This window comes from Coprococcus sp. AF16-22 (assembly GCF_003461545.1).
Classification (GTDB): Bacteria; Bacillota; Clostridia; order Lachnospirales; family Lachnospiraceae; genus Coprococcus; species Coprococcus aceti.
In genome coordinates this window covers 318,868-333,033 of sequence record NZ_QTXH01000003.1, presented here as the reverse complement: position 1 = coordinate 333,033, position 14,166 = coordinate 318,868, and the positions used below count along the sequence as shown (strand labels likewise).

Annotated in this window: 16 protein-coding genes; all 16 read right to left on the bottom strand. The window is 45.3% G+C overall.

The features are described from left to right. Window positions 1-62: 62 nt before the first annotated feature. Window positions 63-455: a hypothetical protein gene (locus DWW60_RS05860; protein ID WP_117874591.1), complete on the bottom strand. Its 393-nt coding sequence runs from the start codon at window positions 453-455 to the stop codon at window positions 63-65. 28 nt (window positions 456-483) lie between these two features. Then, window positions 484-1,044, bottom strand: coding sequence for an NUDIX hydrolase (locus tag DWW60_RS05855; RefSeq protein WP_055146459.1), 561 nt, complete (start codon window positions 1,042-1,044; stop codon window positions 484-486). Between the two features lie 13 nt (window positions 1,045-1,057). Further along, window positions 1,058-1,495 (bottom strand): GatB/YqeY domain-containing protein, encoded by a 438-nt coding sequence (locus DWW60_RS05850; protein WP_015533834.1) that lies wholly within the window; start codon window positions 1,493-1,495, stop codon window positions 1,058-1,060. A 27-nt stretch (window positions 1,496-1,522) separates the two neighbouring features. Further along, a complete protein-coding gene (locus DWW60_RS05845) occupies window positions 1,523-3,553 on the bottom strand; it encodes a glycosyltransferase (protein ID WP_117874590.1) in 2,031 nt (676 codons plus the stop codon). Between the two features lie 78 nt (window positions 3,554-3,631). Then, on the bottom strand, window positions 3,632-4,501 hold the full coding sequence (gene metF, locus DWW60_RS05840; protein WP_015533832.1) for a methylenetetrahydrofolate reductase [NAD(P)H]: 870 nt from the start codon (window positions 4,499-4,501) through the stop codon (window positions 3,632-3,634). Window positions 4,502-4,605: 104 nt separating this feature from the next. Continuing rightward, a complete protein-coding gene (locus DWW60_RS05835; RefSeq protein WP_117874589.1) occupies window positions 4,606-5,289 on the bottom strand; it encodes a YjjG family noncanonical pyrimidine nucleotidase in 684 nt (227 codons plus the stop codon). A 267-nt stretch (window positions 5,290-5,556) separates the two neighbouring features. Next, a complete protein-coding gene (locus DWW60_RS05830; RefSeq protein WP_117550651.1) occupies window positions 5,557-6,198 on the bottom strand; it encodes a hypothetical protein in 642 nt (213 codons plus the stop codon). A gap of 92 nt (window positions 6,199-6,290) precedes the next feature. After that, a complete protein-coding gene (locus DWW60_RS05825; protein ID WP_117550653.1) occupies window positions 6,291-6,944 on the bottom strand; it encodes a hypothetical protein in 654 nt (217 codons plus the stop codon). A 41-nt stretch (window positions 6,945-6,985) separates the two neighbouring features. Beyond that, window positions 6,986-7,903 carry an ATP-binding cassette domain-containing protein gene (locus DWW60_RS05820; RefSeq protein ID WP_242992681.1) on the bottom strand — a complete coding sequence of 306 codons (918 nt, stop codon included), beginning with the start codon at window positions 7,901-7,903 and terminating at the stop codon, window positions 6,986-6,988. Between the two features lie 85 nt (window positions 7,904-7,988). Continuing rightward, window positions 7,989-8,360 (bottom strand): GntR family transcriptional regulator, encoded by a 372-nt coding sequence (locus tag DWW60_RS05815; protein WP_022058324.1) that lies wholly within the window; start codon window positions 8,358-8,360, stop codon window positions 7,989-7,991. Between the two features lie 185 nt (window positions 8,361-8,545). Beyond that, entirely contained in the window at window positions 8,546-8,911 is a 366-nt protein-coding gene (locus tag DWW60_RS05810; RefSeq protein ID WP_022216672.1) for an ArsR/SmtB family transcription factor, read from the bottom strand. Between the two features lie 11 nt (window positions 8,912-8,922). Then, window positions 8,923-10,836: a heavy metal translocating P-type ATPase gene (locus DWW60_RS05805; RefSeq protein WP_117874588.1), complete on the bottom strand. Its 1,914-nt coding sequence runs from the start codon at window positions 10,834-10,836 to the stop codon at window positions 8,923-8,925. A gap of 108 nt (window positions 10,837-10,944) precedes the next feature. After that, window positions 10,945-11,163 (bottom strand): cation transporter, encoded by a 219-nt coding sequence (locus tag DWW60_RS05800; RefSeq protein ID WP_055146474.1) that lies wholly within the window; start codon window positions 11,161-11,163, stop codon window positions 10,945-10,947. A gap of 201 nt (window positions 11,164-11,364) precedes the next feature. Next, on the bottom strand, window positions 11,365-11,586 hold the full coding sequence (locus DWW60_RS05795; protein WP_015533823.1) for a phosphopantetheine attachment site: 222 nt from the start codon (window positions 11,584-11,586) through the stop codon (window positions 11,365-11,367). Between the two features lie 39 nt (window positions 11,587-11,625). After that, the gene (locus DWW60_RS05790; RefSeq protein ID WP_117874587.1) at window positions 11,626-13,101 is read right to left on the bottom strand and encodes a class I adenylate-forming enzyme family protein; all 1,476 of its coding nucleotides are present in this window, start codon (window positions 13,099-13,101) and stop codon (window positions 11,626-11,628) included. After that, the gene (locus DWW60_RS05785) at window positions 13,101-14,165 is read right to left on the bottom strand and encodes a hypothetical protein (RefSeq protein WP_117874586.1); all 1,065 of its coding nucleotides are present in this window, start codon (window positions 14,163-14,165) and stop codon (window positions 13,101-13,103) included. The genes DWW60_RS05790 and DWW60_RS05785 overlap by 1 nt, the downstream gene beginning before the upstream one ends. Window position 14,166 lies beyond the last annotated feature (1 nt).

Here is a 14,166-nt window from a genome sequence, read left to right as displayed (position 1 = left end):
CCTGTAATCCACATCTTTATTATCAACTATCTATAGCTTGACAATATCTAAAAAGCAATTAATTATCTGATTGCCCTGTTTTTCGCAGCACCCATAAACATGATAACCGGAACCACTATTCCAACGATCATCATAATCACTGCTATCAGTTTGCTGTCACCGGACACCAGTGTCACTATACCGCTTATTATCGCAAGTATCACCAGAAATGCTGCCCATACAACTATGGCAGACGCCTTTGCAACCTTGTTGCTTCCGGCTATTCCAAATATACCGCCTATGATGGCCGCAAGCGATGCTATTCCGGCCACAACGCCACATACGACAGCCTTTGTCGATGGCTCATCTGCAAGCACAAGCTTTGCAATGTCATAATATCCGGCATTTACAAGCCCCCATATGAGCATGATGAGCGACGATGCCGTCACCATTCCCTTTCCAGGTAATTTTTCCATAGATTATTTCTCCTTTTTCATTCTCATATCACTGTCTGCTCCACACATAACAGAAGGCCTGTGTTCTGGCTGCAAACTTCTCAGTCTTGAGCAGTTCTCTTACCTCTGCCTTTGTGTACCATCCTGGAGTGATCTCCTCCAGAGTTGAAGTGCTCGGCTTGAACTCGCCTCTCGCCTTGCCTACAACACACATATTTGTCTCATTTGAAAATCCTACAGCACTGTAGCTTGTCCCTATTGTGTCACTGATCTCGTACAGCTCAAGTCCCGTTTCCTCCATAAGCTCACGTCTGGCACTGACCTCAGGAGTCTCCCCCGGATCTATGAGTCCGGCAGGGAAATTATATACCCATTCACCCGGAGCAAGTCTGAACTCCTTATCTATAAGGATCCTCTCATCTGCCTCGTCTGTGGCGATGATGACCACCGCATCTGCTGCCTTGCCATGAAGTCCCTCGAAATCGGTGATTTCTCCATTCCTGCTTATCATCTCATAGTTCTTAACTATTCCGTCTACAGTCTCGTACTGAACATCGTATCGTGTGATGAACTTTCCCTGTTCTTTCTTTTCAATTCCTACAAATTTCAAAACACTTTCTCCTCTACTTGCAAAGCTCTGCCACAACCTGATTGATGACCTTGCCGTCTGCCTTGCCCTTGAGTTCAGCCATAACAGCCTTCATGATCTGGCCTTTATTCTTTGTTGCTATCACATCTGCAAATTTTGTTGTGAGGATATCTCTCACCTCATCCTCTGACAGAAGTTTTGGCGCATACTCGTTGAACACATCATATCTTGCCTTGTACTGCTCCAGAAGATCTGTTCTGTCTGCAGGGCAGGTATCGATCTGCTCTTTTACAGACTTGATCTCCTTGAGGATAACACTGTCAACTATATCCTCAGGAATGTTGTCTCTGCAGCCGTTATCGATTCCGACCTTCTTAACTGCTGATACGAGGGATGAGATGCTGTCCTTTCTCTCCTTATCCCTTGCCTTCATTGCTGCTATCATATCCTTCTGTAACTTCTCAAGTGTCATTTTTATTTCCTTCTTTCTTTATTTTTATCACTTTTTTATTTTATACCATATTGAACGCTGCTTTTGCAAAACAACATTCTCTGCCTGAAGCTGTTCCAATTTCTTCTGAATATCTGCTTTTTCTGCCTGAAGTTCTCCAAGTTTTGCCTGAAGATCAGATTTCTCCTTCTCAAGTTCTTTTATCCGGATACCCCTGTCAGCCTTTTCCTTATATGTCTGCTGTAGTTTTGCATTTATCTCCGACTTTTCCTTGTATGTTCTTTGAAGCTTGGCATTTATCTCTGACTTTTCCCTGTAGGCACGCTCATTTTCTTCAATGCGTTTCTTTAATTGTCTGGAATTTCTACCAATCTCATTCCTCAATTCTCTGCGTTCTTTTTCATGACATTCACATACCCTGATCAGTGCATCCTCTACCGGCTCTCCATCATATTCAAGAATCTTATTCGCAAGTGCATTATCTCCATATTCAGGTTTAAGCCATTCCTCTATCTTCTGTAACTGAACGTCATTCTGGTCGGCGTCCACATTCTTATGGTAAAGGCCTATTTCCTGTGAGCCCGGTAAGTACCGAAGATCCTCACATGGCATAGCCGCCACAACCGGAACTCCTGACATGATCTCTATTAGCTTAAGCCAGATGTCATCCGCCCACAGGCACATCTCCACCATCTTGTCTTTGTCGAACCACTTATCATCATAAATTCCTGGTGGATATAAAGTTCCTGCGCCCCCGGTTGCAAATAACTGCATCTTTGGTCTGTACAGACAGGCAACCGTCTCCTTCATCCAATACCTGTACGGAATAAGCTGCCCTTTATCCGAAATGACCATCCAGTGTGTCCTCACAGCGGATACCGCCTCTGGATACTGTAAATATGACATATACAGATTCTCAAGCATGTATGGAGGATATTGCAGATCGTCATCTATCGTCACGACCACGTCGTCCGTGAACTCCTGCAGCGCATAGAAATACTTCTTGTGCGGCTTCAGATCATCACACCATCTGACCTCCAGCTTATCCTCAAACTGCAGCTTTCTGAGATCATCCGGGAGATCGTCATCCCTATTAGGGAACTGCTCCTCCGCCAGCCACAAAACGATCTTATCTGCCTTTCTGGTCTGTGAATATATCGACTCAAGCATCTGTGCTATGCCCGCAATTCTGGCGGGATAGGATGTGAGCGACACTATTATCCTTCTCGTCTTGAGCTTTTTCAGCTCCGATGAATCATGTTTCTTTATGATGGAATATTTGCGGAATAACTTGTCATCATTGAGTCCCTTCTCTGTCAATCCGTCAAATATCTCACTGTTAAATACGCTGTGCGCTTTCTCGTAAAACTCTATTCTCTCTGCAGAATCCAGTTCTCTGCAATACTTCTCATAATTGTCCACATACTGACGTATGGCAAAGTACATAACAGCATTCCACAGATCAGTCCTGTCTGCCATGCCCTTCACATGCTCCGTCACACAGTCAACGGTCTTCGGAACATCCGGCAGCTTCTCAGCCTCACTCTCAGGAACAACATTCCTTGAAAATGTCAGATTGCTTATATATGCTATCTTCTCCGCCGCTACAGCTCCAATTGCCGAATATATCGCTTCGCTGTCACAACCGGCAATGCCCAGTCCTGCATCTATTATGAACTGCTTTCTGTAGAGTTTATTGCCAACTAATGGTCGTACCACATTCATGATCCTGCCACGGCAGTCCTTCCAGTTAAACACCTGCTTTCCGCCGTGAACCCACTCAAAATGTATACCTCTTCCGAAGGTCTTCCCACCGTCACTGTCTATAAGCTCGCAGTTCGAAATCACCATGTCCGCCCCGCTCTGCTCTGCGGCGTCATGCAGCTTCTCCAGCATGTTCTCTGGATAAACCTCCGAGCCATCCACGAACAGTATATATTCTCCATGCGCGCGCTCAATCCCCGCGAATCTGTCCGCTTCTATTATCTCGTACTCCTTAAATGTCTGGCCAGCCAGCTTTGTCCGGCATGTCTCCACACCGCTTCCGGCTGTAAAAATCACTGATATAACCGGTTTCATAACCCGATACTCCTTTCATTGAACACCATCCTATTGCTGTCCCTCATGATGTCCCGACTCTAGGTCTGTCAATAAATTTTATATCTTAAGTATTTCCGATAGATTCTTCTGTATTCCTGCCGCAACCTCAGGCTTATTCATGGAATACACATGTATATGCTTCACTCCATTTGCCATGAGATCTATGATCTGGTCTGTGGCATATGCAATTCCCGCCTGCCTCATCGCAGCCTCAGTATCGCCAAATGCATCGACTATGCTCTTGAATCTCTCCGGCACGTTACAACCTGAGAGCTTGACAGCATTCTTGACCTGTACTCTTCTTGTTATAGGCATAATGCCCGGTATGATCGGCACTGATATTCCCGCCTCTCTGATTCTGTACATGAAATTAAAGAATATGTTGTTGTCGAAGAACATCTGGGTCGTGAGATAATCACATCCAGCATCGACCTTTTTCTTAAGCCCAATTATGTCTTCGTGCTTATTTGCCGAGTCTGGGTGTACCTCAGGGTAACATGCTCCGCCCACGCAGAAATCTCCTGTCTCCTTGATGAGCTCCACCAGCTCTGATGCATGTGAGAACTCTGCAAATACCTGTCCATCATAGTTCTTCGGTATATCGCCGCGGAGAGCAAGTATATTCTCTATACCGGCATTCTTCATGTCAGCAAGCGCAGTCTTGATGCCCTCTTTGCTGGCACACACGCATGTCAGATGTGCTATGGTCGGCACGTCGTACTTCTCCTGGATCTCCTGGGCAAGCTGGATCGTATGCCCCTTGGTGCTTCCCCCGGCACCATATGTAACGCTCATGTAATCCGGCTTAAATGCCGCTATACCAAGCGCCGCTGCCTCAACATCCGCAAAGTCTGTATCCTTCTTTGGCGGGAACACCTCAAATGAGAGTGTCGCCTTGTCCTGTGTTATCAAATCTCTTATCTTCATGTACTACCTCTGTATATTTGACTATTACTGTTTATTTCAATCTGGACTCATTTATATCCGGACTCATTTGTATCCGGTCCCGATAAATAATTTTGTTTTTTTGCTTACAACTCTTCAAGCAGCGCCGGAATATCCATAAGTTTTTTCACCTCATAGTCCGGATGTATATCCGCCGCCTGCTGACCATCAGGGTTGAACCATATCGTCCTTATCCCAGCATTTATTCCGCCCTGAATATCTGATGTCAGACTGTCTCCTATGATCACAGTCTCATCTGCCTTTATCTCTGGTCTCCTACCAAAGCAATAGTCAAAGAATTCTCTGGACGGTTTCTCCGCTCCGGCGTCCTCAGATATGAATATATCCTCAAAATATTTTACTATACCGCAGTCTGCCATTCTTCCAGTCTGTACGTATGCTCCGCTATTTGACACAATGTACAGCTTGTATCGTCCATACAAAGTATCAAGCAGCTTTATCGTATCAGGGAATACAAATCCCTTCTGGCTGAGCTGATCCTCATAGTAGGCTGTCGCCTCTGCAGCAGAGTAGTCAACTCCCAGCTCTGCAAAAAGTATCTCGTATCTGCTCTCCTTAACCTGCTGCCTTGTGAGCAGCCCCTGTTCAAGCAGCTTCCATCTTGATTTGTTGATCTCGCTGTATCTGGATATGACCTTTTCTGTAGGCTCCACCCCTATATGCCTGAGCATATTTGAGAGCGCTCTGCTCTCACTGCGCTTGAAGTCCAGCAGTGTCTCATCCAGATCAAACAATATGTTCTGTACCATATAAATTCCTTATATCTTTCTTTTCAAATTCATATGCTGACTTATCAGTGTCTGTCGTTATGATTCTGCATTTTATACATTACTCTTATGCGCAGCTGCCGGATTTTTACAGTGCGCACATTCTTAAATATTATATTCCACTCACCAGATAATAGCAATAGAGCCGGTTACAAATCTTCTGCTGTGACCGCCCTCTCTTCGGCAATCCCGCACGATCCGCAACCGGCTCTGTTCCGTCTATTTTATTAAGTTTATTTGTATTTCAATTTACTTCATGCTCTTGCTGAGTCCGCTCATTGCGATCTCTGACAACTGTTTTCTGTAGAGAAGTGAACTGATTAAATACTCTATAACACCACCCAAAAGGATGGCCGCATATCCAAGAACAGCAAACTTTACAAGCCCAAGACTTATAACATCTGATATATGACTGATTGTTGACATGCAGGTCATTATCACCAGCATAAACACAATAAAGCTTGCCACAAAATATTTGTAACATACACCGCAGAATATCATAGCTCCGAACAATATAAATATGATCATAAACAATGTATCCAGATAGTTTTCTGTATTCTCCGGATACATTCTGATAAGTATATATTTCTCCACAACAAGTATTGTGAAAAGTACAAGATACACAACTGTGCTGACGATCACTGGCATTCCCACCTCCAGTTTTCTCTTCATCACGCTTGACTGCACATAGTCCGATGCATTCATGTATATTATCATCTGATAGGCAAACATTCCAGTCAGCATAAAATAGAAACCGCCCAGAATATTCGTTCCGTGTGATGATATTTCAATCAATAAACCTATTGCAGTGAATAACCCCAACATCATCACATTTGTCTTTAACTTATATCCATATCTAAGAAGTTTAAAACCAAGTATCAAATCTTTCATCCCTTAATCCTCCTTGTCTAATATATATCATTTCTCCCGCCGGCAGGCGGGGCGGATAGTCTAAGCCGTTTCCGGCCTTGAACAACAATCTGTTAATCCATATCCAGATAAGACGCCTCAACCTTGCAGTACATATGTCTGCGCGTCACATATATTCCAACCGGCAGCAATACCGCCAGTGCTGTAACTATGAGCCATGTAAACTTCTGCAATTCCGAAGATATCGTTATATATATAACCGCAGCTCCCGATGCTCCTGATGACAGCATGGACAGCAGACTCATGACCTGAACATTCTGGACATATCTCGTAATGTTCAGCGCCCACACGGAAATATCTGCTGTGAGCAGTATCGACAGGCAAAGCAGTCTTACCGGGTTACCCACCATAATTTCATATGGTACGGCCACTATCACCATGCATATCGCGATCCTCGCCGGTCGGGCAAGCAGATCCGCCGTAAGCGCATTCCGTAACATGGCTTTCCCCTTTGTTGACGTCTTCAGATAATCCATTCCAAGGCAGCCCTTCACACATATTGCACCGAATCCCCAATAATCAGCCATAACCTCGATCGCAGTCATGAGCGCCGCTCCCACACCGAGCATGACCGCTGTTACATAATATTTTCTCACTCCTATATCGATCAATGCCAGTATCACCCCCAGTATGATCGGTATCAACACATTACACACTAGCCGGTATTTTCCATTCGTGATGGCTCTGTAATCCTTTATCATCATCATAATTACGCTCCTATAAATACGTGAAACACTCTAAGCTGTTTTTACTTTAATACCATTTTTGTATTATTCTTCATGACCGCAACACTTATCTGAAACAGCGATGGTATCTCCTTGCTCACATTCATTCCGGCAAGCTTGTCCAGATTCTCTGCAAGACAGATTCCCTCAAAACCATATGGATTCTTAGTCATGGTATAAAGGATGTTTGATGCCACCTCCGCATCCTGGGCATCTCCCTTTATCAGTATGTATTTCTCCTTCAGATCCTCCACAAATCCGCACTCGACCACATTTCCATGTTCCATGATGATCGCATAATCAGTGATGCTCTCCATATCGGATATATTGTGTGTTGAGAACAATACACTCTTCTCCCCCGCTCCGTCGCTTATATAATCGCCGATCATCTGACACAGCTTATCTCGCATAAGAGGATCAAGAGGCGATGCCGGCTCATCGAGCAGCAGCAGGTCAGTATCCCTCGCCATAACCCCGGCAAGCATCAGCTTAGTTCTGGTTCCATCAGAGAGTGCTGAACACTTTTTCTTCAGCGCAACACCGTTCGGAGAATCAGGAAATATCGCAAGTTCACGGCAATATCTTTCAAACTCGTCCCTGTCAAAATTGTCAAAGAGCAGACTGCTTATCTCCTCCACATCAGATACAGTCCACTGTGGAAGGTAATATCTGCCTGTTCCCGTATAGCCTATCCTGTTCTTTACATCCGCCCTTCTCTCCTTCTCCTCCGATGAATACTTGTCAAAGAAAGTCAGCTCACCTTTGTAATCAAGCCTTATTCCTGAAAGCATATTGAGAAGTGTCGTCTTTCCCGCTCCATTTTCTCCGATGAGTGCTGTCGCAAATCCCTTTGGCACCCTCAAATCAGGTATATCCAGTGTAAATGTCTTAAACTTTTTGGAAATATTCTCCCCTTTTACAGCGCAGTCATAATTCATCATCCAATCCTCCATTAAACCTTAAACTCTCTTCACGTCTTTCTTTTTCCCTATTCTCTGTCCACTTTGTCCTCTGCCTGTCAAATCGTCAGTCCTGTACCATCAGCAGAGCATCAAGCATGTTCTTGAGCTCATCGTCCGACAACCCCGCAATACGTGCCGCAGCTATGGCCTCCGTCAAAGATGCCTCTACCTTTCGAAGATGCTGCTCTATCAGCATCTCACTGTCCTGTGCATTCACATAAAAGCCCTTGCCCTGTTCAGCGGTGACCAGCCCCTCCTGCTCCAGCAGCTCATAAGCTTTCATGGTGGTGATAACACTTATCTTCAGATCCCGTGCCAGCCCCCTGATAGACGGCAGATATTCGCCCTGGGCATATTTGCCCGCCAGAATGTCCGACTTGAAGCTGTCTGCTATCTGCTGATATATAGGCACTCCTGAGTTCTGAGAAAGTCTCATATGTACACCTCCTTAAACTGTTCTCAACTGTTTATATGTTATATATACACTATGCACAGATATGTGTCAACAACTTTTTACTCTAAACCCTAAAATAATAATATCTTCATCTCCTTGTCCACGCAAAAAATCCCCGCCGGCACTGATCTGTTCGGTACCGGCGGGGATTTATCTGTCATATTATTCTATTGTTCAAGCGGGCATGTTATCTGGAACATCTCCTCACACACCTTGTGTACAAGTCTGGCTGTCTCCGTGTCTGCCAGCTTGTAATATACCTCCTTGCCCTCTCTGCGGCTCACGATCAGGCCGCTGCCCTTGAGCTGCTTCAGGTGGTGCGATACGGCCGGATCACTCATCTCCATGGCCGCCGCTATGTTGCTGACACATTCCTCGAGGTGGCACAGCATCCAGAGTATCCTTAGCCTTGTGCCATCGCTGAGCTGTTTGAATATATCTGCCATGCTGCTACAATCTTCCACAGACGGCATGCATTTTATGATCTTGTTCTCATTGTCGCAGTGACAATGCGGCAAATGTATCTCTCCCATGCGGTCTCCTCCTATTCTTTGAAGCTCAGTGCTCTTGTCGCATTTAATACCGCAAGGATCATAACTCCTACATCTGCAAATATTGCCCACCACATGTTGACAAATCCAACTGCGCCCAGTGCAAGGCATGCAAACTTGATCACAAGTGCAAATACTATGTTCTGGTGTACGATCCTGAGTGTCTTCTTGGATATCTTCATGGCTGTCGCTATCTTTGCAGGATCATCATCCATGAGCACGATATCCGCAGCTTCGATAGCTGCATCGGAACCAAGGGCTCCCATGGCGATTCCTATATCTGCTCTCGAAAGTACAGGGGCGTCATTGATTCCATCTCCGACAAATGCAAGCTTCTCCTTCTCTCCCTTGGCTGCGATGAGCTTCTCGACCTCATCCACCTTGTCTCCAGGGAGAAGTTCACTTCTCACCTCATCCACGCCAAGCTCGCTTCCGACTGCATCTGCAACCTTCTTCGCATCACCTGTGAGCATGACTACCTTCTCCACGCCTGCTGCCTTGAGACCACTTATAGCCTCCTTTGCATTTGGCTTGACAACATCTGATATGAGAATATATCCTGCATACTTTCCATCCACGACAACATGTATCTCTGTTCCAACCGATGTAGGAACCGCTGCCTGTATGTTCATCTGCTTCATGAGTTTGACATTTCCTGCGGCAACCTCATGACCATCAACAACCGCTGACACACCGTGTCCGCTGATCTCCTTTGCGTCTGTGACCCTGTTGTTGTCGATTTCCTTGCCATATGCCTCCTTCAGGCTCTTGCTGATAGGATGGTTGGAATAGCTCTCGACCAGCGCTGCCTTTTCAAGAAGATCAGCTTCGCTCATTCCTCCCTCAGGATGTATCTCTGTAACCTGGAACACACCCTTTGTGAGTGTTCCTGTCTTATCGCACACGACATACTTTGTGTATGAGAGAGCCTCAAGATAGTTGGAACCCTTGACCAGAATACCCTTTGCCGAAGCTCCGCCGATTCCTCCAAAGAAGCTCAGTGGAATGGATATTACCAGTGCACATGGACAGCTTATAACAAGTGTTGTCAGTGCTCTGATGATCCACTTGGACCATGCTGCAGGATTACCCATGATAATGTTTACCAATGGCGGAAGCACTGCAAGCGCAAGTGCCGCTATACATACAGCCGGTGTATAATACTTTGCAAATCTTGTGATGAAGTTCTCTGATCTGGACTTCTTCATACTTGAGTTCTCAACGAGATCAAGGATCTTTGATACAGTTGACTCTCCAAATTCCTTGGATGTCTCGATCTTTATAAGTCCTGTGAGGTTGACACATCCACTGATGATCTCATCGCCGACATGAACCTCTCTAGGTACGCTCTCACCTGTGAGGGCACTTGTGTTGAGTGAGGATGAGCCCTCCACAACCTTACCATCGATAGGCACCTTCTCGCCCGGCTGTACAACTATGACTGTTCCGATCTGAACGTCATCCGGATCAACCTGTTCCAGCTTGCCATCCTTCTCTATGTTGGCATAATCCGGACGGATATCCATGAGTGCTGTGATATTCTTCCTGCTCTTGCCTACGGCGTAGCTCTGGAACAGCTCGCCTATCTGGTAGAACAGCATAACCGCTGATGCCTCCTTGTACTCACCGAGCACCATGGCACCTACAGTGGCTATAGCCATGAGGAAATTCTCGTCAAATACTTCTCCGTGTATGATTCCGAGAAACGCCTTCTTAAGTATATCGTAACCGATGATGAGATATGGAATCAGGTACGCCACGATCTCTATACATCTCCACATGATCGACGGATTTTCAAGATCTACAGTTCCGGTCTTTTCAAGAACTGTGAATGTGACAGCCATGGCAACCAGAAGAACCGCCGATATTATAATTCTTTTGAGCACTTTTTTCTGTTTCTTTGTCATAACATCCTCCTATCTGATAGAGCACAGATCTTTCACAGTTAGCCGTGACTAAACAACCTGCTATACCATAATCCGGCAGTCAGCATGCACATGCATAACCGCCTTTGGTTACATAAAGATCTCGCAGTCAGGCTCAACCTTCTTACAAGCCTTAAGTACGTTCTTCATAACCTCAGCCTCGTCAGCTCCGTCGTCGAACTCAACGCTCATCTTCTGTGCCATGAATGCTACAGTTGCATCCTTAACACCTGCTACCTTCTTTGTAGCCTCCTCCATCTTTGCTGCACAGTTTGCACAATCAACTTCAATCTTATACTTCTTCATAATAGTTATCTCCTTTTCATTGTTCTCATTGAATCTATGAACATTTAAACATGTATTTAATTATATGTCAACAGTAAAATGCTATTCTTTTTAAAATTTATTTATATGAACATCTGTGCATTTAAAAAAACCTGTGTATATAACATATACACAGGTTTTTGTTCCAGATATATCTGATTCCACTTTCAGATCATGTTTCAGATCCTACTTCAGATCCTCCACAAGCTCATAGAGAGCGATTGCTGAGTTGAAGTTATCAGGTATGATCTCATCACTTGGGATGACAACTCCGTACTTATCTGCTATCTCTGAAATGATAGAGATGATATCGAGTGACTCCAGGATTCCATCGTCAACGAGTGCCTCTTCATTTTCAAAATCAACATTTGGCTTGATCTTCTTGAGCATCTCAATAAATTCTTTCATTGTTCAATTCTCCTTTGTATGATCTTCTCTGCAAACCATCTATACGTTCTGCTCTGCAAGCTTTCTTACTTCCTTTCGCAGAACTGAACCCTTGAACGTCTTTGGTATACTTTCAACATAGATATACTTTCTTGGAAGCTTATAGCTCTCAAGTCTGTCAGCAAGAAAGCCTTCAAAATCAGCTTCCTCATAGCCATCCTTCTGCACGACCAGTATGACCGGAAGCTCTCCGGTGATCGGGTCTTTGATTGAAGTGTAAGCCACATCATCTATATGCTCATATCCAAGTGCAAGGTCTTCTATCTCTGCAGGAGATATCTTGCTTCCACCATAGTTTATCACATCATCGGCCCTGCCTACAAGTATGCAGTCGCCATCCTCATCCAGATATGCCAGATCCTTTGTCCTAACATATCCATCCACAATGGTCTCAGCAGTGAGTTCAGGGTCATTGTAATAGCCTTCCATGACTATAGAACCGCCCCAGGACAGAAGTGCCGGTGACTCCGGGCTGCCATTTGTAACAACGTTACCCTCGTCGTCAGAGAATCTTACGACCGAGTTCACGGTAGGTCTTCCTATACATCCTGTCTTGTTGCCATTGCCACTGAACTCCAGTATGCATGCGCATCCGGCTTCAGATGAACCATAAAAATTATACAGTCTTGTATGTGGAAGCAATCTGAGCAGCTTCTCCTTGTCTGACTCGGCAAGAGGTGCTGAGCCTATCTGTATATAATCAAGCTGATCTGCATAATCCGCGATCCTGTCATCCGACAAATGGAATATCATTCCGAGTGATGCCGGTGATATCGCCATGGATGTCACTCCGTATTTCTCTATGAGCTTCCACAGCGTTCCGATAAATACCATTCCGTCCATCAGACATACTGTGCCGCCATTTACCATGTCTGACTGGTATCTTCTTATTCCAAATGAATGGTTGAGAGGCATTGGTATTATCTCCACATTGCCCTTCTTCATGGCTGTTCCCTCGATGACATTGCCGGCTATTCCCACATCACCTCTGTGGTGCATGACAACGCCCTTTGAAGATCCAGTAGTTCCCGTTGTGAAGAGCAGCATCGATCTGTCCTCCTCACCCGGAAGCTCAAGCTCTGCCTCGCTCTCATCCTTCATCCTGGTTATTATTTCCTTCTGGCTTATACACTTTATTCCATCCACAGGCTTGTCTGATATGAGACATGCCGCGTCAACTCTCTGGCCTATCTCAACTGCCCTCTCTGCGGATGTGGATTTCTCTATCGGCACGACAAGCACCTGCATGTACTGCAGTGCAGTGAACACTGTCAGATAATCTATGTTCTGTGTGCATCTGATCATTACATGATCGCCCCTGCATATGCCCATATCCCGCAAAGCGTGTGCAGTCTTTCTTATATTGCTCCAATACTCTGCGTATGTGACTGTCTTTCTTAGCTCACACACCGCCAGAGTGTCCGGCTGCGTCTGGGCATACTCCTGAATATAATGTAATACCGTCTGCTTATACATTATTCGTTCTCCTTCTTGTACTTCTCCCATTCTGCCATGAGACTGCATTCCTCATCTGCCCAGGCATCACAGGCATCAGTCCAGCTCTGCTTCTGCTCATCTGTAAGCTTACTCTGCAGGCCGTAATTGTCCTCTATATATTGTGCAAGATATGTGGTAACCTTCTTGGCACCCGCAATATTTACATGCTTGCTGTTGTAGAAATCTGTTGAATAATCCAGATTCAGTTCATCAAGAACATTGTTCATGTTCAGATAATCATATCCCTTTGAGGCTATGTACTCGTCAAGCTGAAGCTGCTTGGATGCCTGACCCCTTGATGGGTAGTAAGGTGTCGCAACCAGCAGAACCTTAACTCCGAGCTCCTCTGCCTTTGCCTCTATGTCATCTATATATCCGAGTGTCTCATCCGACAGATGAAGCTGTCCGTCAGACTCAAACACAGGCTCCTTGATCTTCGTGATCTTCGCCCTCTGCCTGCCCGTCTTGAACTCGTCCGTTCCCTGATTGAGTCTGTCTATAAGCACCTGTCTGTCAAATGTCAGCAGATTATCGTGATACTTCAGAATAGGGAACATGAGCTCGAACTTGGACTTCTCGTCCGCTCTGTAATACTTCTGTATCATCTCAAACTTCGTCGATGATGGTCTCATGCCCGATGTCATGACTTCCATACGATAATTGTAATGCTCATCCTTTATCTTTGTGACATCGCCTCGTATGATAATACTTCTGACCTCAACCACAAACAGATCCAGATCCTGGGTCTTGGCAGCCTCCTCCATGAGATACGGCGCAAGTCTTATATCCTGAGCCGCAGTACCTATGAGCATTGATGTGTACCCCTGCTCCTCATACGCCTGGGTCGGTATCCAGTATCTGTACATCGAGCTGGAGCCGATGAGCACCGTATTGATGGTGTTATCCTCCTCCGCATAGTAGTTTGTCCACACATCAGAGTCAAAATCCTGTGGTCTCGCCAGTTCTCCCGCCTTGTTCAAGCCAAGGAAAAGCACTGTACATATCGAAAATACTGATATTGTATATTTTATCCACGCTGGCATA